At 66.3% G+C, this 16013-nt stretch carries 20 protein-coding genes; 7 read left to right on the forward strand and 13 right to left on the reverse strand.

What is annotated here, in order from left to right; genetic code table 11:
- Window position 1: 1 nt before the first annotated feature.
- Window positions 2-1093, forward strand: a complete 1092-nt coding sequence (locus GJ631_RS15425) for a DR2241 family protein (protein WP_370518699.1) — start codon at window positions 2-4, stop codon at window positions 1091-1093.
- Here GJ631_RS15425 and GJ631_RS15430 read toward each other — a convergent pair.
- Together GJ631_RS15430 and GJ631_RS15435 are read right to left on the reverse strand one after the other, a co-directional pair.
- Window positions 1090-1656: a hypothetical protein gene (locus tag GJ631_RS15430; protein WP_156710008.1), complete on the reverse strand. Its 567-nt coding sequence runs from the start codon at window positions 1654-1656 to the stop codon at window positions 1090-1092. The two genes, GJ631_RS15425 and GJ631_RS15430, sit on opposite strands and share 4 nt — an antisense overlap.
- A 283-nt stretch (window positions 1657-1939) precedes the next feature.
- The gene (locus GJ631_RS15435) at window positions 1940-2134 is read right to left on the reverse strand and encodes a methytransferase partner Trm112 (protein ID WP_156710009.1); all 195 of its coding nucleotides are present in this window, start codon (window positions 2132-2134) and stop codon (window positions 1940-1942) included.
- 86 nt (window positions 2135-2220) lie between these two features.
- Between GJ631_RS15435 and GJ631_RS15440 the strand changes: the two genes are divergently transcribed.
- Window positions 2221-2637, forward strand: coding sequence for a DUF123 domain-containing protein (locus GJ631_RS15440; protein ID WP_156710010.1), 417 nt, complete (start codon window positions 2221-2223; stop codon window positions 2635-2637).
- Between the two features lie 8 nt (window positions 2638-2645).
- Here GJ631_RS15440 and GJ631_RS15445 read toward each other — a convergent pair whose 3' ends face one another.
- Window positions 2646-3539, reverse strand: coding sequence for a DMT family transporter (locus tag GJ631_RS15445; RefSeq protein WP_370518700.1), 894 nt, complete (start codon window positions 3537-3539; stop codon window positions 2646-2648).
- 87 nt (window positions 3540-3626) lie between these two features.
- On the opposite strand from GJ631_RS15445, the gene GJ631_RS15450 reads away from it, so the two are divergent.
- Together GJ631_RS15450 and GJ631_RS15455 are read left to right on the forward strand one after the other, a co-directional pair.
- Entirely contained in the window at window positions 3627-4487 is an 861-nt protein-coding gene (locus GJ631_RS15450; RefSeq protein ID WP_156710011.1) for a DMT family transporter, read from the forward strand.
- Window positions 4488-4556: 69 nt separating this feature from the next.
- Window positions 4557-5450, forward strand: a complete 894-nt coding sequence (locus GJ631_RS15455; RefSeq protein ID WP_156710012.1) for an SDR family NAD(P)-dependent oxidoreductase — start codon at window positions 4557-4559, stop codon at window positions 5448-5450.
- Here the strand turns inward: GJ631_RS15455 and GJ631_RS15460 are convergent, their stop codons facing one another.
- Entirely contained in the window at window positions 5451-5930 is a 480-nt protein-coding gene (locus GJ631_RS15460; protein ID WP_156710013.1) for an SRPBCC family protein, read from the reverse strand.
- A 71-nt stretch (window positions 5931-6001) separates the two neighbouring features.
- Entirely contained in the window at window positions 6002-6427 is a 426-nt protein-coding gene (gene lrpA1 / locus GJ631_RS15465) for an HTH-type transcriptional regulator LrpA1 (protein ID WP_156710014.1), read from the reverse strand.
- A gap of 183 nt (window positions 6428-6610) precedes the next feature.
- On the opposite strand from lrpA1, the gene GJ631_RS15470 reads away from it, so the two are divergent.
- Genes GJ631_RS15470 through GJ631_RS15480 form a run of 3 tightly spaced genes read left to right on the forward strand, consistent with a single transcriptional unit; the run spans window position 6611 to window position 9470 of the window.
- Entirely contained in the window at window positions 6611-8563 is a 1953-nt protein-coding gene (locus GJ631_RS15470; protein WP_156710015.1) for a 3-hydroxyacyl-CoA dehydrogenase/enoyl-CoA hydratase family protein, read from the forward strand.
- On the forward strand, window positions 8560-9009 hold the full coding sequence (locus GJ631_RS15475) for a PaaI family thioesterase (protein WP_156710016.1): 450 nt from the start codon (window positions 8560-8562) through the stop codon (window positions 9007-9009). The genes GJ631_RS15470 and GJ631_RS15475 overlap by 4 nt, the downstream gene beginning before the upstream one ends.
- Window positions 9006-9470 (forward strand): MaoC/PaaZ C-terminal domain-containing protein, encoded by a 465-nt coding sequence (locus GJ631_RS15480; protein WP_156710017.1) that lies wholly within the window; start codon window positions 9006-9008, stop codon window positions 9468-9470. Before GJ631_RS15475 ends, GJ631_RS15480 begins: the two co-directional genes overlap by 4 nt.
- Here GJ631_RS15480 and GJ631_RS15485 read toward each other — a convergent pair whose 3' ends face one another.
- From GJ631_RS15485 to GJ631_RS15515, 8 genes are all read right to left on the reverse strand, one after another.
- Complete coding sequence (locus GJ631_RS15485; protein WP_156710018.1) at window positions 9471-10397, reverse strand: ribokinase; 927 nt, start codon at window positions 10395-10397, stop codon at window positions 9471-9473.
- Window positions 10398-10485: 88 nt separating this feature from the next.
- Complete coding sequence (locus GJ631_RS15490) at window positions 10486-10848, reverse strand: MarR family transcriptional regulator (RefSeq protein ID WP_156710019.1); 363 nt, start codon at window positions 10846-10848, stop codon at window positions 10486-10488.
- A 26-nt stretch (window positions 10849-10874) separates the two neighbouring features.
- A complete protein-coding gene (locus tag GJ631_RS15495) occupies window positions 10875-11606 on the reverse strand; it encodes an NRDE family protein (protein ID WP_370518701.1) in 732 nt (243 codons plus the stop codon).
- 42 nt (window positions 11607-11648) lie between these two features.
- Window positions 11649-12893, reverse strand: a complete 1245-nt coding sequence (locus GJ631_RS15500) for a class I adenylate-forming enzyme family protein (protein WP_370518702.1) — start codon at window positions 12891-12893, stop codon at window positions 11649-11651.
- A complete protein-coding gene (locus tag GJ631_RS19520) occupies window positions 12832-13149 on the reverse strand; it encodes an AMP-binding protein (RefSeq protein WP_197425119.1) in 318 nt (105 codons plus the stop codon). The genes GJ631_RS15500 and GJ631_RS19520 overlap by 62 nt, the downstream gene beginning before the upstream one ends.
- A 15-nt stretch (window positions 13150-13164) precedes the next feature.
- Entirely contained in the window at window positions 13165-14163 is a 999-nt protein-coding gene (gene menC / locus GJ631_RS15505) for an o-succinylbenzoate synthase (protein WP_156710020.1), read from the reverse strand.
- A complete protein-coding gene (locus GJ631_RS15510) occupies window positions 14160-15101 on the reverse strand; it encodes a 1,4-dihydroxy-2-naphthoate polyprenyltransferase (protein WP_156710021.1) in 942 nt (313 codons plus the stop codon). Before GJ631_RS15510 ends, menC begins: the two co-directional genes overlap by 4 nt.
- A 124-nt stretch (window positions 15102-15225) precedes the next feature.
- Window positions 15226-15894, reverse strand: a complete 669-nt coding sequence (locus GJ631_RS15515; RefSeq protein ID WP_156710022.1) for a hypothetical protein — start codon at window positions 15892-15894, stop codon at window positions 15226-15228.
- Window positions 15895-16013: the final 119 nt, after the last annotated feature.

Consider the following 16013-nt stretch of genomic DNA (forward strand, 5'->3'; position numbering starts at 1 on the left):
CGTGAACGACACACAACTCGACGCGCTGGTGGCGGCCGCCGACGAGGGCGTCGACTGCGATGGCCTCCAAGTCGCGGAGTCCGAAGCGGGCTACACGTTCGCGCTTCCGGAGGAGACCCACGAGGGACTCGACGAGTCGGAACTCCGCGAGCGTGCTACCGAGAACCCGTGGTTCGTCTCGAACTGGCACTACTGGAACGAGCGCGACCGGCCCGAGGCGGAGACGGCGTACCTCCGATGGCTCGAAGGTGCCGACGAACGGTCGGTTCCCGAACGGTACGACGCCTTGGCCGACGGCGGTATCGAGGCGTCGTGGGGAGAACTCGCCATCGAAATCGGCCTCGGCGACGACGGCGACCGGACCTACACGCTTTGCCACGAAGACGACGCCGACGCCGACACCGCGGCCCTCGATGTCCACACCGACCCGCTGGAGGCCCGTGAACTCGTCAAACACGACGACAGGGGACGGTATCGGCCGCTGAAGACCGCCCCGACGCTTCCGACCGGGTGGGCGTTTCTCGACCTCGACGGTCGGGCGTTGGCCCGAACGGTCGATATCGTCTACCCCGCGACGGTCGCTAACTGGCATCTCGAACAACAGGGCGACCTCGATATATCGAACTGGCGGGAGACGATGGAGCGACAGACCGGAATCTACGGTGTCGTCGAGACGTGGGACCGAGGCGAGGGCCACGAACACGTCGACTGGGTCGCCGAGGCCTGCTGTGCCGATTCGCAGTGTCTCAAACGCCGCGAATGGGAGTACGACGACGACACCGAAATCACGGTGGACGGCGGCGACGGCGCCTTCCCCTGTCGGGAGCCCTGTTCGCTCGTCATCGCGGCGGCCCGCCAGTGGACGAAACTCGAGGGCGAACAGTCGAAAACCTACGAGTTCGAGTTGACGCCCTCCGAGAAGGAACAAATCGAGGACATCATCGACGCCGTCGCCGACGGCGAGGCCGACGACATCCGTGAGGCCGACGTGTACGAGGGCGCCAACCGCTATCGGACGCGGTTCCTCAGAGCAAAGCGGTTCGACGAGGAAGGCCGGCTCTGTGGCGTCCCGACCGACGACGAGGAGAGCTAACCGAGGAGGTAGTACGCCGCGACGGCACACAGTCCCCCCGCGAGAACCGCGAAGGCGCCCATCACGAAGTTGATTCCGTCGGCCGTAATCAGCGCACCGACGGCCAACAGCAGCGCGATTGCCGCGAGGACGACCACCGGCAGCGCCCGGAGGTTCGTCGACGGCGTCGACGAGTCGTCTGTCTGCTGGGGCTTCGAGAGGTCCGGGTCGACTTCGACCGGCTCTTTCTCCGGCGTCCGGTCGAAGGTCACGTCGACGTAGTGGGTCTCGCCGCCGTGGGCGGTGACGACCTTCAGTTTCCCGCGGATGCTCTCGCGTGGCCACTCCGGTCGCGGTCGAACCTCGATTTGGACGCCGCGAGCCTCCTCGGATTCGACGTAGTGGTTCGACGCCTCGATGCGTGCAATCTCCGAGAGCGTATCGTCGAGATGGAGGTGGACGTGGGAGGCCTCACCGTGGTTCCGCAGTTCGACGACGAACGGCCCGTCGGCTTCGAACGTCGTCGGCGCGTCCAGCGTGTGGAGGCCCGACCGATTGATGTCGACGCCGAGCGTTCGAGTCACGGACAGGGGGTCGGCCGGTGAGGTTAAAAATACTCGCCTCCCACTTTTTGCACGCTCCGGCGGTCGCGCGCCGAACGGCGCGCGACACGCCTACGCGGCAAAAACGTGGGGAAAAATAACTCCTCGCTCCAGCCGCGAGCCGAAGGCTCGCGTTAGTCGCTCGTCGCTATCGGACTCAGGCCTTCGGCCTTCGTCCGACGAACCGCGCTCGCTGCGCTCGCGAGGACAGTAAACCATCAGTTCGGCAGATACTGTGTCGGGACAACGTCGATTAGAAAGGGACCTACGCGGCCGCTTCGTCCCGCATGTCCGGCGGTAGCAGGTTCGGGATGCCGTCCTCGATGGGATACTCCTCGCCGCATTCGGTACAGACGAGTCGACCCTCCAGAATCTCGTCGTCGTTCTCGCGGATGACCTCCAGTTCGAGGTCGCTCTTGTCCAGCGGACAGCACAGGATGTCCATCAGCGACTCCTTCATGAACCTACCTGCGTGGGGACCGGCCAAAAGTATGGCGGGTCCGGGCCGTCCGCGGGGGTTTTGCCTCCGGCCGTCGAAACGCGCTCATGGCCGACGGCACTTACACCCTCCTCGTCGAACTCTCCGAGGCCGCGACCATCGAGGTCGGCGCCCTCGGCGAACACCGCTTTCCGTCCGGCTGGTACGCCTACACTGGCAGCGCACTCGGGTCGGGCGGGTTCTCGCGGGTCGACCGCCACTACGAACTCGCGGCGGGCGACCGGGAGACCCGCCACTGGCACGTCGACTACCTGCTAGGAGATGGGGCGGCAGCGCTCCGGGGTGACGTTCGGACGGTCGGTGCGGACGTGGAGTGTGCCGTCGCCGAGCGCCTGCCCGACGGACCGGTGGAGGGGTTCGGAGCGTCGGACTGTGACTGTCCCAGTCACCTCGCCTACGGGGCCGACGGCGGCGAGTTACAGCGGACGGTAGCGGACGTCCACCGAGCAGTGTCCGAGGAGTGAACTGCGACTCACGCCCGCGCGGAGGACGTGACGTAGATGCCGAAAAGCACCACGACACCGCCGAGGACCGTCGTCACCCCCGGCGCTTCGCCGAGGAAGACGAGCGCGAGGACGGTCGCGCCGACGGGTTCGCCGAGCAGGGAGACGCTCACGACCGAAGACTCGACGTGTTCGAGCGCCCAGTTGACGACGGTGTGGCCGAAGAGGCCGGGGCCGACGGCCATCGCGAGGAAGATGAGCCACTCCCGTCGCCCGTAGCCGGTCAACTGCTGGCCGTCGACCAACGCGACAACCAGTAGCGTAATCGTACAGGCGGTGTAGACGACGAGAACGTACGGGACGAGGGCGACGCGTTGACGGAGCGACCGTCCGACGAGGACGTAGATGGCGGCCATCACCGCACCGAGGACCGCGAGGGCGTTGCCGTACAGCGGACGTGACCCGGCGACTGCGGCCCCCGAGAGGAACTCCGCCGCCGACATGGCGACGATTCCGAGGACGGCGACGGCGATGCCGAGGGCTTTCCGCGTACCGATTCGCTCGCCCAACACCAGTGCTGCCCCGACCGCAACGAACAGCGGTTGTGACTGAACGAGCGTGACGCTGGCGGCGACGCTGGTCCACGCGAGGCTCTCGAAGTACGCAGCGAAGTGCAAGGCGAGGGCGGCGCCGGTCAGGGTCGCGACGAGGAGGTCCCGAGGCTGGAACTGCGCGAACTCGCCCCGGTACCGCGTCAGGAGGAAGGGCGCGACGAGAAGCGTCGTGAGCAGGACTCGGTAGAACGCGAGGACGACCGAGGGGGCCGTACTCCACCGGACCAGAACGGCACTCGTCGACACCGCGAGGATGGCGACGGCGAGGGCGGCCAGTGGAGGCGTCCGTGATTCCAGTCGCGCGAGCACACTCGACGTGATGGGGGAGCCGACTTGTCGGTTCCGGGACGGCGACGGTTTCGCAACCGATTTGCGGGGTCGCCTAAAGACGACGGTATGGACGACTCCCGCGTCGGCGCGCTGTTCGTACTCTGTTCCGGTGCCGGCTTCGGCACGCTGGGCGTCCTCGGCGTCGTCGCGGGTGAGGAGGGACTGTCGATACCGACCGTGTTGTTCTTCCGGTTCGCTCTCGCGACGGTCCTCGTGTGGGGCGTCCTCGCCGCTCGGGGGGAACTGCGACTGTTGTCCGGACGAAACCTGCTGGTCGGGGTCGCACTCGGCGCCTTCGGCTACGCGGCGATGAGCGGGCTGTACTTCGTGGGACTGGAGTTCATGACGGCCGGAATGGTCGGCATCGTCCTCTACACCTACCCCGTCTTCGTCCTCGTGTTGGCGGCCGCCTTTCTCGACGAGGTGGTCGACAGACAGCGAGTCGCAGCCCTGTTGGTCACGCTGGGCGGTATCGCCCTCATCACGGGTGCCGACCCCGCGGCGGCCGACCCCCGCGGCGTCGGTATCGTCCTCGTGGCGGCCGTCGTCTACGCGACGTACATCACAGTGAGTCGAACGACCCTCACGGACGTGAGCGCGCCGACGCTGACCGCACACGTTCTGCCGGCAGCGGCGTCGACCTTTCTGTTCATCGGCCTCGCGACGAACAGCCTCTCGATTCCGTCGACGGGCGTCGGGTGGGGGGCCGTCGTCGGTATCGCGGTCGTGGCGACGGCGATGCCCATCTTCGCGTTCTTCGCGGGACTGTCCAGAATCGGCGCCGGCCCGGCGTCGATTCTCAGCGCCGTCGAACCGGTCGTGACGGTCGCGCTGGGGGCGGCGTTCCTCGCCGAACCGGTCTCGGTCGTCGTGTTGGTCGGCGGGGGGTTGGTGTTGATCGGCGTCGTCCTCGTCACGAGACAGTAACCAAATGGGATAACGGACCGGCAGTCCGCGGCAGCAGGTTATAATCGCCACGGAGAGAACCGCACGTACATGCTCGAAGACACGGTGTGTATCGTCTGCGGCGGCGGACACGGACTCGGCGAAGAGACGGCCGTTGCGATGGCCGAGGCGGGCGCTTCGGTCGTCGTCAACGACCTCGGTGTCGACGTTTCCGGCGAGGGGAGCGACGAACAGCCAGCCGAGGAAACCGTCGAACGCATCGAAGCCGCCGGTGGCGAGGCGACCGCCCACTTCGGCGACGTAGCCGACCTCGATTACACCGAGGAACTCATTGCGGACACCGTCGCCGAGTACGGCGCCGTCCACGGCATCGTCAACTTCGCGGGCGTGTTGCGCGACGGAATGTTGTTCAAGATGTCCGAAGAACAGTTCGATACGGTCGTCGACGTACATCTGAAGGGTCACTTCTCGCTGCTTCGGAACGCCGCCAGCCACTGGCGACAGCGACACAAGGCCGAGGGCGGCTTCGACCGGGAGCGGTCGTTCGTCTGTCTCTCAAGCGGCGTCTCCGTCGGCAACGTCGGGCAGGCCAACTACTCGGCGGCGAAGGCGGGGATTCTCGGGTTGATGCGGACCGCGGCGCTAGAACTGGACCAGTACGACGTTCGCGTCAACGCGATGTGGCCGACGGCGGTCACTCGGATGACCGAAGACCTGCCGGCGATGGCCGCCGCCGACCCCGATGACCTCGGTCCCCAACACGTCACTGGCGTTCCCGTCTTCCTCTCGAGTGCGGCCGCCGAGGGCGTCACGGGCTGTACGCTGGCCGTCGCCGGCGACAGCGTCTCCATCGTCTCTGACCCCGAACGGGAACGAAGCCTGTCGACGAACAGCGACGACGGCTGGTCGGCCGCGGAGTTGGCCGAGCGCTGGGCGGAGTTGACCGACGGTTTCGAGACGACTCGGTTGAACAGCGGCTGGTAGCTACTCCAGTAGTTCCTTCGTCTTCTTGTGTCGGCCCCGGAACATCGGCTCGAACCCGACCCACCCGAGCGGCGACACCGCACGGCCGAGGGCGCCGCCGGGGAGTTCGTACTCGACGCGGTCGGAGACGATGGTTCCGTCGCCGTCGGCGAAGAACCGGTGGGTGTGTTCCCACGTCGGGAACGGCCCCTCCTCCATGGCGTCGTGGAACATCGCGGCCCCGTCCTCTTCGGTGCGTTCGGTGACGACCGAGGTCCAGTGTTGTCGCGGGCCGACATCGAAAGGACGCATCGACAGCTCGATTCGAGAACCGACCTCCAGAATCTCGGGGTCCGGTTCGCCGTCGGGACCGGTGACGTGCTCGATTTCGAGGTTCATGAAGCCGGGTGTCAGCGCGTCGAGGCCGTCGATAGTGGAGTGAAACGCCCACACGTCCTCGAAGGGGGCGTCGACGAACGTCTCGCGTCGGTAGATAGCCATACCTCACAGAGGGGCGCCAACGGCAAAACGGCACGGGCGGCGGAAATCGGCGGATGGACCGAGGGGGCCGGTCACTTCAGTCGCTCTTGGAGGAAGGAGGGGTGGGCGGCTTCGACGCCGTCGAGTGAGAGGATGTCCTCGCGGATGACGTCGCCGACTGCGTCGCCATCGGAGGCACGCACCTCGGCCATCAGCATGTGGTCGCCACTGGAGGTGTACAGCGACTCGACCGCATCGAGGTTCTTCAGCTCTTGAGTCACCTCGACGTAGCGTTCGCTGGCCACGTCGATACCGACCAAGGCGATGGATTTCCCGGAGAGCTTCTTCGGGTCGATGTCGGCCGAGTAGCCGACGATGACCCCCTCGGACTCCAGTTTCTCGATGTACTTTCTGACCGTCGGCTTCGATACCTCCGCACGGTCTGCGATTTCGGCGTAGGAGGCCTGGGCGTCGTCCTCGAGGACGGCGAGTATTCGGTCCTCCGTCTCCGCGCTCATGAGGGTATCTTTTCCGTCCGTGAAAAAATATCTTCCGAAGAAGAAAACCGACCCAGAACGGCGAAGCAAGGGCGAAACAACACTCGTTTTGTGTTTACAACTATTGACCAGTCAGGAATAATTCCTAACAACGGTAACAGCATGGGGTATCCTTAAGTCCCTGCCGACAGCAGAATCGGCCGTATGACTATCGACGACATCGACCGCGTGACGGTTCTCGGCGCGGGAAGTATGGGACACGGTATCACTGAGGTCGTTGCCTTGGCGGGGTATCAGGTGACGATGCGCGACATCGAACAGGAGTTGGTCGACGACGGCTACGAGGACATCGAGTGGTCCCTCGAAAAGCTCGCGGAGAAGGGCCTCATCGACCAGGCGCCCGCGGACGTGATGGAGCGCGTCGACACCGCCGTCGACCTCGAAGCCGCGACCGAGGACGCCGACCTCGTCATCGAGGCCGCCCCCGAGCAGATGGAAATCAAGAAGGACATCTTCGGGCAACTCGACGAGTACACACCCGAGGACGCCATCCTCGCGTCGAACACCTCCTCGCTGTCGATTACCGAAATCGCCACCGCCACCGACCGCCCCGAGCAGGTCTGTGGGATGCACTTCTTCAACCCGCCGGTGAAGATGGAACTCGTCGAGGTCATCTACGGCGACGAGACGACCGACGACACCGCCGAGACGGCCTACGAGTTCGTCGAATCAATCGACAAGACGCCCATCTACGTCCGGAAGGACGTCAACGGTTTCGTCGTCAACTCGGTGCTCGGCCCGTTCGGCGACGAGGCCGCCTGGATGGCAAGCGAGGGCGTCGCGAGCGTCGAGGAAATCGACGCCGCGATGGTCCACCAGCGGGGCTACCCGATGGGCCCGTTCGAACTGTCGGACATGACCGGTATCGACATCGGCTACCACGTCCGCAAGGAGGCCGGCAAACCCATCCCGCCCATCGTCGAGGAAAAGGTCGAAGCCGAGGAACTCGGCCAGAAGACCGGGAAGGGCTACTACGACTACGAGGACGGCGAGGGGACGACCTACGAGGCCGGACAGGGCGAGGACGTCGACTGGCTCCGCATCGAATCCCGAATCGTCAACGAGGCCGCGAAACTCATCGGCAACGACGTAGCCACCGCGGAGGCCATCGACACCGGCCTCCGACTCGGCGCCGGCTTCCCCGAGGGGCCCTGCCGCCGGGCCGACAAAATCGGTCTCGACACCGTCCTCGAGAAACTCGACGACCTCCACGAGGAGTACGGTGAGGAACGCTACGATGCCGCCGACTATCTGCGCGAGTTGGTCGAAGAGGGCAACACCGGCGAAAACGCGGGCGCGGGTTTCTACGACTACGGCGATTCCGCCGAGCGCGACTACACGACCATCAACCACTCGCTGAACGACGACGGCCTGCTGGAAATCGAACTCGACCGTCAGGCCCGTATGAATGCGCTCAACGGCGACATGATGGACGAAATCGTCCACCTCCTGGAGAACGTCGACGTCGACGAGGTCCGGGCGGTCACATTCGAAGGCGCGGGCGACCGCGCGTTCTGTGCCGGCGCCGACATCACCGGCTTCGCGGGCATCGAACCCCACGAGGTCGAGGTGACGCCCGTCTTCCAGACGGTCAACGACTTCCCGCGACCGACGCTTGCGAAAATCGACGGCTACTGTCTCGGCGGCGGCAACGAACTCGCACTCGCCTGTGACCTCCGTATCGCCACCGAGGACTCGGAGTTCGGCTTCCCCGAAATCAACCTCGGCCTCATCCCGGGCGGCGGCGGCACCCAGCGCGCGATGCGGATGCTCACCGAGGCACGCGCGAAGGAACTCGTCTTCCGCGGCCACCGCATCGACGGCGAACTCGCCGAGGAGTGGGGTCTCATCAACCGCGCGGTCGAGGAAGACGAACTCGAGGAGACCGTCGAAGAGTACGTCTCCGACCTCGTCTCCGGCCCGCCAATCGCCCTCCGAAAGGCCAAGAAGGTGATGAACGAGGGTCGCGACCAGGACATCTCCGCCGGCCTCGAACTCGAATCGCAGGCGTTCGGTCTGCTGCTGTCGACCGACGACATGATGGAGGGCGCCTCCGCGTTCATGGAGGACCGCGAACCCGAGTTCGAGGGCAAATGAGCGACTGCGAGGCGACCGCGTCGGACGGCGAACGCGACGACGCACTGGAGCGTGCGCTCCGCGAACACGGCCTCTTCGAGTGGCTGAACCTCGACATCGACGTCGTCGAACCCGGCCGCGTCGTCTTCGAGTTACCGTTCGACGAGAAGTTCGCCAACCTCGCCTCCGGCACAGTCCACGGCGGCGTCACGGCGACGGTCATCGACACCGCCTCCGGATTCGCCCTTCGGTCGACGTTCGACGACCCCGCGACCGCACGGCTGACGACGACGGACCTCAACGTCCGGTACGTCCGCCCCGCACGGAACGACCTCCGAGTCGAAGCCGAGGTCGTCCGCTCGGGCGGGTCCATGGGATTCACCGAAAGCGAGGTTACGACCGTCCACGAGGGCGAAGAGAAAGTCGTCGCCACCGGCGGCACCAGCTACAGACTATTCAGAGAATGAGCCAGCAAGACACAGACGACGTGAGCGTCTTCGAAGACATCGAAGAGGGAGACACGGACGTCACGCAGGGACGAACCATCACCGAGGCCGACGTGACGAACTTCGCCGGCGTCTCGGGGGACTTCAACCACCTCCACACCGACGAGGAGCGGATGGGCGATTCCATGTTCGGCGAACGCATCGCCCACGGCATGCTCGTCGTCAGTGCGGCGACGGGGCTGTTGTGGCAGACCCGAACCGTCGAGGAGCGAGAGGCCGTCGTCGCCTTCTACGGCATGGACGAACTCCGGTTCCGACAACCGGTGTACATCGGCGACACCATCCGCGTCGAAACCGAAGTGCTGGAGACCCGCGAGAAGCCCGACGGACCCGGCAACGGGACGGTCAAAAACGCCGTCGAAATCAAGAACCAGCGCGACCAGACGGTCGTCTCCTGTGAGATGACCTCGCTGATGAAGTAGTCACGCCGACCGGCCTCGTTTTATCAGTTCGTCGATGGCGCTCCGTTCGGGCAGCGACGGCACGACGCCGCGTTCGGTGCAGGCGAGTGCGCCAGCGGCGATACCGCGTTCGGTCGCCGCGAGGTGGCTCAACCCGTTCCCGCGGGCGACCGCGAAGGCGCCGTTGAACGCGTCGCCGGCGCCGGTCGTATCGACCACGTCGACGGGAATCGGGTCGACCGCGGTGGCGTCGTCGTCGGTCACCACGAGCGCGCCGTCGGCGCCGAGCGTCACGACCACCGCGTCGGGCCCGCGGTCGAGAACGGCTCGTGCGGCCGTCTCCTCGTCGATATCGGCGTCGGGGTCGTGGCCCGCCAGCAGTCGGACCTCGCTTTCGTTCGGCGTGAGAACCGACACGTCCTGCAGAAATACATCGGGGAGGTCCCGGTAGGGCGCGGGGTCGACGACGACTTCGGCCCCGGTCGCTGCTCCACGTGACACCGCTTCGGTCACGGCACTAATCGGCGTCTCCAACTGCGTCAACAGCACGTCACAACCATCGATGACGCCTGCAGACTGGACCGTCTCGGCGTCCAGTTCGTCGTTCGCCCCGCTGGCGACGGCGATGGCGTTCTCACCGGCCTCGTCGACGTGGATGAGTGCGACACCGGTCGCAGTCTCGACTGACGAGACGGCGGCGCCGATGCCCTCCTCGGCCCACAGTTCGCGGGCGAACTCGCCGAAACGGTCGTCACCGACCGCGCCGACGAAGGCCACGTCACCGCCGCTACGGGCGGCGGCGATGGCCTGATTCGACCCTTTGCCACCGGCGTGTTCCTGAAAATCCTCGCCGGAGGCCGTCTCGCCGGGAACCGGAAGCGACGGCACGGTGACCGACATGTCGTGGTTGTAGGAGCCGACGGCGGCGATTCGAGGGTCGTCTGTCATACCGAACCGACAGCGCCGGCGCTGAAAAGCGTGGCGAGGAACGACAAGCAACCGACAGCGGCCCCGAGGAAGTAGAAAGAGGGCGTTCCTAGTACTCCTCGTAGGCCAAGTTCATGACCCAATGGGAGAAGGCGTCGCTTTGGGCGTCTGCCTCCTCGTCGCCGACGAACGGCGAGAGCATGTCCCCGGCCATCAGAAGCGAGAAATCGAGGTCTTTCGGGTCCCGAACCGGCGTGATGTAGTAGGTGTTGTGACCCTCGTAGACTGTGTCCTCGCGTTCGACGAGGCCCTTCTCCTCGAGGGAGTCGATGATGCGGCTCCCCTTCCGGGAGTCGACGTCGAGTTCCTTCCAGAAGTCGCTCTGGTGGATGCCACCGGTCGACCGAATCAGTTCGAGCCCCGCTCGTTCGGCCTCCGTGAGCTCCTGCTCCTCGTCGGCGGTGGTACTCATTGTTCTTCCCTCCGCCGGCGAGCCGTTTAAATCCTGCTTTCGGTCGGTTCGAACGGCGTCTCACACGGCGGGCCGTCGGCGAACTCGAAGACACGTTCCTCGCCGAGTCGGACGAGCGAGGACGACCGGGTTCCGAAGCCGTCGCCGTGGATGCAGGCGCCGAACTCGTGGTCGCCGAGTATCTCGCCGGCTCGACGCGTCCATGCTTCGGCAGTCTCGCCGTCTCTCGGCTGGAGTTCCGCCCGGATGCGTTCGGCGTTGTTCGCCTGCTGGCGCCCCGCTTCGGGTCGCATCTGTGGGACGAACCACTCGCCGTCGAAGCCGACGTTGACGACGATGTGGACGCCGGAGTCGAGTTCAGTCACTCGGTGTACGTCGCCCCACTCGATGAGTAGGGCATCTTCGCCGTCGGCCGCGAGCAGGTGGAAGGGGGCGTACTCCCGGGCATCGAGTTCGGTTTCGACGCGGTCGATGGCGGCGCGTGCGGTCGGCTCCGAGAGCGCGTCGTCGACGAGGAGGCCACGGGAGCGTTCGCCTTCGCCCTCGACCCACCGGTTCGTGATGGCGACGAGGACGCCGTCTTCGTTGTATCCGAGCCACGTCCCCCCGGCCTCCTCGTCGCGAGGGGCGACGATTCGGGGGTCACCCTCCCGGACCGCAGGCGGCGTCGACGGGCGTCCGAACGCCTCGTCGCGGTTGGCCGCGACACAGATGGGTGCTTCCTCGAAGACCTGCCACGCGACGATGAGTGTACACACGGGAGGCGGTAGGTCCGCCTCGAAAATAAAGCCGCCTCCGGTTCAGGCGTCGTCGGCCGCTTCCAGGGTCGTCCGAACGGCCTCGCGGTCGACGGTTCCCGAGGCCGTCCGCGGCAGCGAGTCGGTGAAGCCGACCGTCCGCGGGAGTTTGTAGCCGGCGAGGTGCGCCCGGCAGTGCTCTCGGAGGGCGTCGGCGGCCACCTCGGAGCCATCGGCGAGGACGACCAATGCAGCGACGCGTTCGCCCCACTCCTCGTCGTCGAGGCCGACGACGGCCGCGTCGTCGACCGCCGGGTAGTCTCGGAGCGCGGCGACGACTTCGCTCGGGTCGACGTTCTCCCCGCCGGTGACGATGGTGTCGTCGACGCGGGCGTGGACGTACACCCGGCCGGCCTCGTCGCGGTGGCCCACGTCACCGGTCCGGAGTCCGCCGTTGGTGAACGCCTCCCGCGTCGCCGCGTCGTCGAGGTACCCCGGCGTCACCATCGGCCCGGCGACGACGAGTTCGCCCGTCTCACCGGGGCGACACACCGCGCCGGCGTCGTCGACGACGGTCACCTCCGCGAACATGAGCGGGTTGCCGACCGTATCGGGGTGGTGGCGGGACTGTTCGGGCGTCGCGGTGGCGATTTGGGAAGCCGCCTCGGTCATCCCGTAGGTCGGCGCGACCGGAACACCCCGGTCGTGGGCGCGAGCGAGCAACTCGGGCGGGCAGGCGGCCCCGCCCAACAGCACGAACCGGCAGTCGGGGAACTCACCGGCGTCGAGCATCCGCTCGAGCATCGTCGGGACCAGCGAGACGCACGTGGCGTCGGCTCGACGCATCACCTCGGCAGTCCGTTCGGGGTCGAAGCCGCGCTGGACCGAGATAGAAGAACCGTACAGCACCGATCGGTAGACGGGTGCCAGCCCGCCCATATGATACATCGGGAGCGTGACGTGCCAACAGTCGTCGCCGCCGACGCCGAGGCGGAACGCGGAGGCGGTCGCACTCGCCAGCACGTTCGCCAGCGTGAGCACGACCCCCTTCGGGTCGCCGGTCGTCCCCGAGGTGAACATGACGACAAGCGGGTGGTCGGGTTCCCACTCCGGGAGGTCGAACGGTTCCGGTCGGACGCTCTCGAGGCGTTCGGCCCCAGCGGTCGGCTCGTCGAAGGACAGTATCGTGGTGTCGTTCGCTGCAACCGCTTCTATGGCGTCGGTGACGGCTCGCTCGGTGTCAGTCTCACAGGCGACGGCCGCGGGGTCGATTCGTTCGAGACGGACGGCGAGTTCGTCGGCCGTCAACCGTGCGTTGAGCGGAACGAGTACCGCCCCCCAGTCGCTGTGCGGCGTGGACGGCTTCGAGGAACTCGATGCGGGTCTCGGCACACACGGCGAGGGCGTCGTCGACTCCGACGCCGCGGGCGGCGAGGCGGCCGGCCAGCACTTCGACCCGTTCGTTGAGGTCGGCGTAGCTCCGAGGCGTCACCACGTCGCCACCGGCGGCTACCGCCGTCGCCTCGGGCGTTCCATCCGCTCGTGTGGCCAGCCAATCTCGCATCGTCCGTCGCCCGATTCACGAGGGGGGAATATTGCCTTTTCCCTGTGGAACGGCCATCGACCCTCCGTCGGCCACCGCGACATCCGACCGGACGTCCTCGGCGAGTAAGTCGCCGGTCGCTAGCCCGCAGGGCCGTCTGTCGGGTGTCGACGCCGCGAGGTGGACTGCACCGGCACGCGCGACGGCCCCGTCGATGGTCGTCGTGACGACGGGGTCGACACCGGCATCGCGTGCCTTCAGGGCGGTTTCTCGCGCCCGGTCGACGCCGCCCAGCGCCATCGGCTTGCAGACGACGACGTCTGCCGCATCCGCTTCGAGGACGGCGGCGAGACCGTGTTCGAGAAGCCCCTCGTCGAGGCCGACGCCGACCTCGCCACCGCGGAGCGCAGCGTGACCCGCGAGGTCATCGGCCGACAGTGGCTGTTCGACGAAGGCGACATCGAGAGGCTCGAACGCCTCGAAGGCGCGCTCGGCGGTCGCCTCGTCCCACGCCCCGTTGGCGTCCGCTCGGAGTTCGACATCGGGGCAGGACTCCCGGACCGCCTCGAATCGCTCGATATCGACCGCGAGCGAGCGAGCCCCGACCTTCACTTTCAGCGCCGGATACCCCTCGGCGACAGCACGGCGAGCGACCGCAGCAGTGTCCGCCGGCGTCCCGTCTCCGATGGTCGCGTTGACCGGGACGCTCTCGACGCGCGTTTCGCCACCGAGATGGCGATACAGCGGTTCCCCGGCCGTCCGAGCGCGAGCGTCGAGGACCGCCAGCGAGACCCCGTGTCGTGCGGCCGGCCTCGATTCGAGCGAGGTGAGGGCATCGAGTGGGTCTTCGACCGACCGCAGGGCGGCGGCACACTCGGAGAGCGATTCGGTCCAGCCCGCAAGCGGTGTCGCCTCTCCGAGTCCCTCGGTGCCGTCGATATCGAGCTCGAGGAGGAACCCGTCCCGCCGCTCGATACTGCCGGCGGCGGTGTCGAGCGGGTGGACAAGCGGGAGGGAAAAGCGCTCGACTCTCATACCAACGCCGGTGCCGCGAGGCCGATGGCGAAGGCAAGCGAGTGGGCAAACAGGAGTTGGCCCGTTCGCTCCAAGGCCGGATTGAGCGCTTCGCCGTCGGTGTGCGTCCAGACCGTCCCGCCGAGCGAGACGGCGAGCGGTGCGGTCAAAAGCGGGAGTAGGACCGGAAGCCCGTATCCGGCGACCCAGAAGACGACCGGAACGGCGTAGGCCATTCCGACCAACGCGGTCCACTCGATGCGGCTGAGTCGGTAACCGAGCATGACGGCGAGCGTCCGCTTTCCGGCCGCGGCGTCGGTCTCGCGGTCACGGATGTTATTGACGACGAGGATGGCAGTCGACAGCCCCGCGACAGGGAGTGCGGCAACGACCGCTCGAACGGGAACCGTTCCCTCGGGAAGCCACAGCGGGAACGGGCCGGCGGCGTAGGTGACTGCTTGAACGTAGTACGTCCCCGCGACCGCGACGAGACCGAAGAAGACGAACACGAACACGTCACCGAGGCCACGGTAGCCGTAGGGGAGCGGACCACCGGTGTAGGTGATGCCCGCAGCCACGCTGGCGAGACCGATGACGAGGATGGGGACGCCGCCGAGGTAGACGAGGTACGTGCCGAGGAGGATTGCGAGGCCGAACGTCGCGTACATCGCCCGCTTGACCGACTGCGGGGCGATGATGCCGCCGGCAGTCACGCGGGTGAATCCTTCTCGGTCCTCGGTGTCGGCGCCGCGAACGGCGTCGTAGTAGTCGTTGGCGAAGTTCGTTCCGATTTGGAGGAGTAACGCCCCGACGAGGGCGAACGCGGCCGACACCGGTGCGAAGAAATCGTCGTGAATCGCCAGCCCCGTCCCGACGATGACCGGCGCCGCTCCGGCCGGCAACGTCTGCGGGCGGGCCGCCATCAGCCACGCTTTCGCGGGTGAAACCGCCTCAGTCATTGTCGGTACTGCGTCCGGGAGGGGTATAATGTCGGGTGGTCCGAGCCGATGGCTCGCAGTTCTCGGGGAGCGGCGCTATCTGCGGTGAAAAAACGGAGAAGGTGTCGGGAGTCGTGAAGACCGGTTACGCCGAGCTGCCGGTCGCGTCGTCGGTCGCGTCTTCGACCTGTTCGGCAGCGTCCTGAACCTGCTCGGAGACGTCGTCGATTTGCTCCTGCAGCGTGTCGGCGCCTTCCTCGAGTTGGTCCTGAAGGTTGTCGAGTTGCTCGTCGAGTTGGTCCTGGAACTCCTCGGAGCGCTCTTCGAGCTGCTCCTGGAGGTCCTCGATGGACTCCTGGAGGTTCTCGAGGGCGTCGACGGTCTGGTCTTCGAGGTCCTCGCTGGCGTCTAGGAGCTGGGACACTTGCTCGTCGAGGGTCTCGAGGAAGTCCTCGAGGAGTTCGTCGACAGACTCGTGGCCGTCGTCGAGGTTCTCCTCGATGGTGTCGAGGGCGTCGCTCTGGTTGGCTTCGAGTTCGTCGAGCTGCTCGTCGAGGGTCTCGCGGATGTCCACGAGAACGTCCTGGTCACCGGGGACGGCCGATTCGACGGCGTCGAAGTAGGCGTCGACGCCCGTGCGGACGAGGTCGCTGCTGCGCTCGGAGAACTCTCGGGTCGTGTCGAAGCTCTCAACGAGGCGCTCGTTGACGTTCTGCTGGAACTCGACGCCCGATTCGATGGCGCTTTGGGTCTGTTCGAGCGTGCTGCGCTGGAAACTGAACATCGTGCTGACCGCGGAGTCGTTTTGGCTCATTGTAATTGAACTAACGCGTCCCGACCTATAAACTTTACCACCAAATACCACTCAATACCAAGAAATGGTAATAATCGTCTATCTTCTGGCGGCGAGGGGTCACCGACAGGGGCCAGAGG

The organism is Natronomonas sp. CBA1123, from assembly GCF_009741925.1.
Classification (GTDB): domain Archaea; phylum Halobacteriota; class Halobacteria; order Halobacteriales; family Haloarculaceae; genus Natronomonas.

Coding starts and splice junctions, on each gene's coding strand:
- GJ631_RS15435 (WP_156710009.1), bottom strand. CDS start 2,134: ATGAAGGAGTCGCTGATGGACATCCTGTGCTGTCCGCTGGACAAGAGC.
- GJ631_RS15440 (WP_156710010.1), top strand. CDS start 2,221: ATGGCCGACGGCACTTACACCCTCCTCGTCGAACTCTCCGAGGCCGCG.
- GJ631_RS15450 (WP_156710011.1), top strand. CDS start 3,627: ATGGACGACTCCCGCGTCGGCGCGCTGTTCGTACTCTGTTCCGGTGCC.
- GJ631_RS15455 (WP_156710012.1), top strand. CDS start 4,557: ATGCTCGAAGACACGGTGTGTATCGTCTGCGGCGGCGGACACGGACTC.
- GJ631_RS15460 (WP_156710013.1), bottom strand. CDS start 5,930: ATGGCTATCTACCGACGCGAGACGTTCGTCGACGCCCCCTTCGAGGAC.
- lrpA1 (WP_156710014.1), bottom strand. CDS start 6,427: ATGAGCGCGGAGACGGAGGACCGAATACTCGCCGTCCTCGAGGACGAC.
- GJ631_RS15470 (WP_156710015.1), top strand. CDS start 6,611: ATGACTATCGACGACATCGACCGCGTGACGGTTCTCGGCGCGGGAAGT.
- GJ631_RS15475 (WP_156710016.1), top strand. CDS start 8,560: ATGAGCGACTGCGAGGCGACCGCGTCGGACGGCGAACGCGACGACGCA.
- GJ631_RS15480 (WP_156710017.1), top strand. CDS start 9,006: ATGAGCCAGCAAGACACAGACGACGTGAGCGTCTTCGAAGACATCGAA.
- GJ631_RS15485 (WP_156710018.1), bottom strand. CDS start 10,397: ATGACAGACGACCCTCGAATCGCCGCCGTCGGCTCCTACAACCACGAC.
- GJ631_RS15490 (WP_156710019.1), bottom strand. CDS start 10,848: ATGAGTACCACCGCCGACGAGGAGCAGGAGCTCACGGAGGCCGAACGA.
- GJ631_RS19520 (WP_197425119.1), bottom strand. CDS start 13,149: ATGCGAGATTGGCTGGCCACACGAGCGGATGGAACGCCCGAGGCGACG.
- menC (WP_156710020.1), bottom strand. CDS start 14,163: ATGAGAGTCGAGCGCTTTTCCCTCCCGCTTGTCCACCCGCTCGACACC.
- GJ631_RS15510 (WP_156710021.1), bottom strand. CDS start 15,101: ATGACTGAGGCGGTTTCACCCGCGAAAGCGTGGCTGATGGCGGCCCGC.
- GJ631_RS15515 (WP_156710022.1), bottom strand. CDS start 15,894: ATGAGCCAAAACGACTCCGCGGTCAGCACGATGTTCAGTTTCCAGCGC.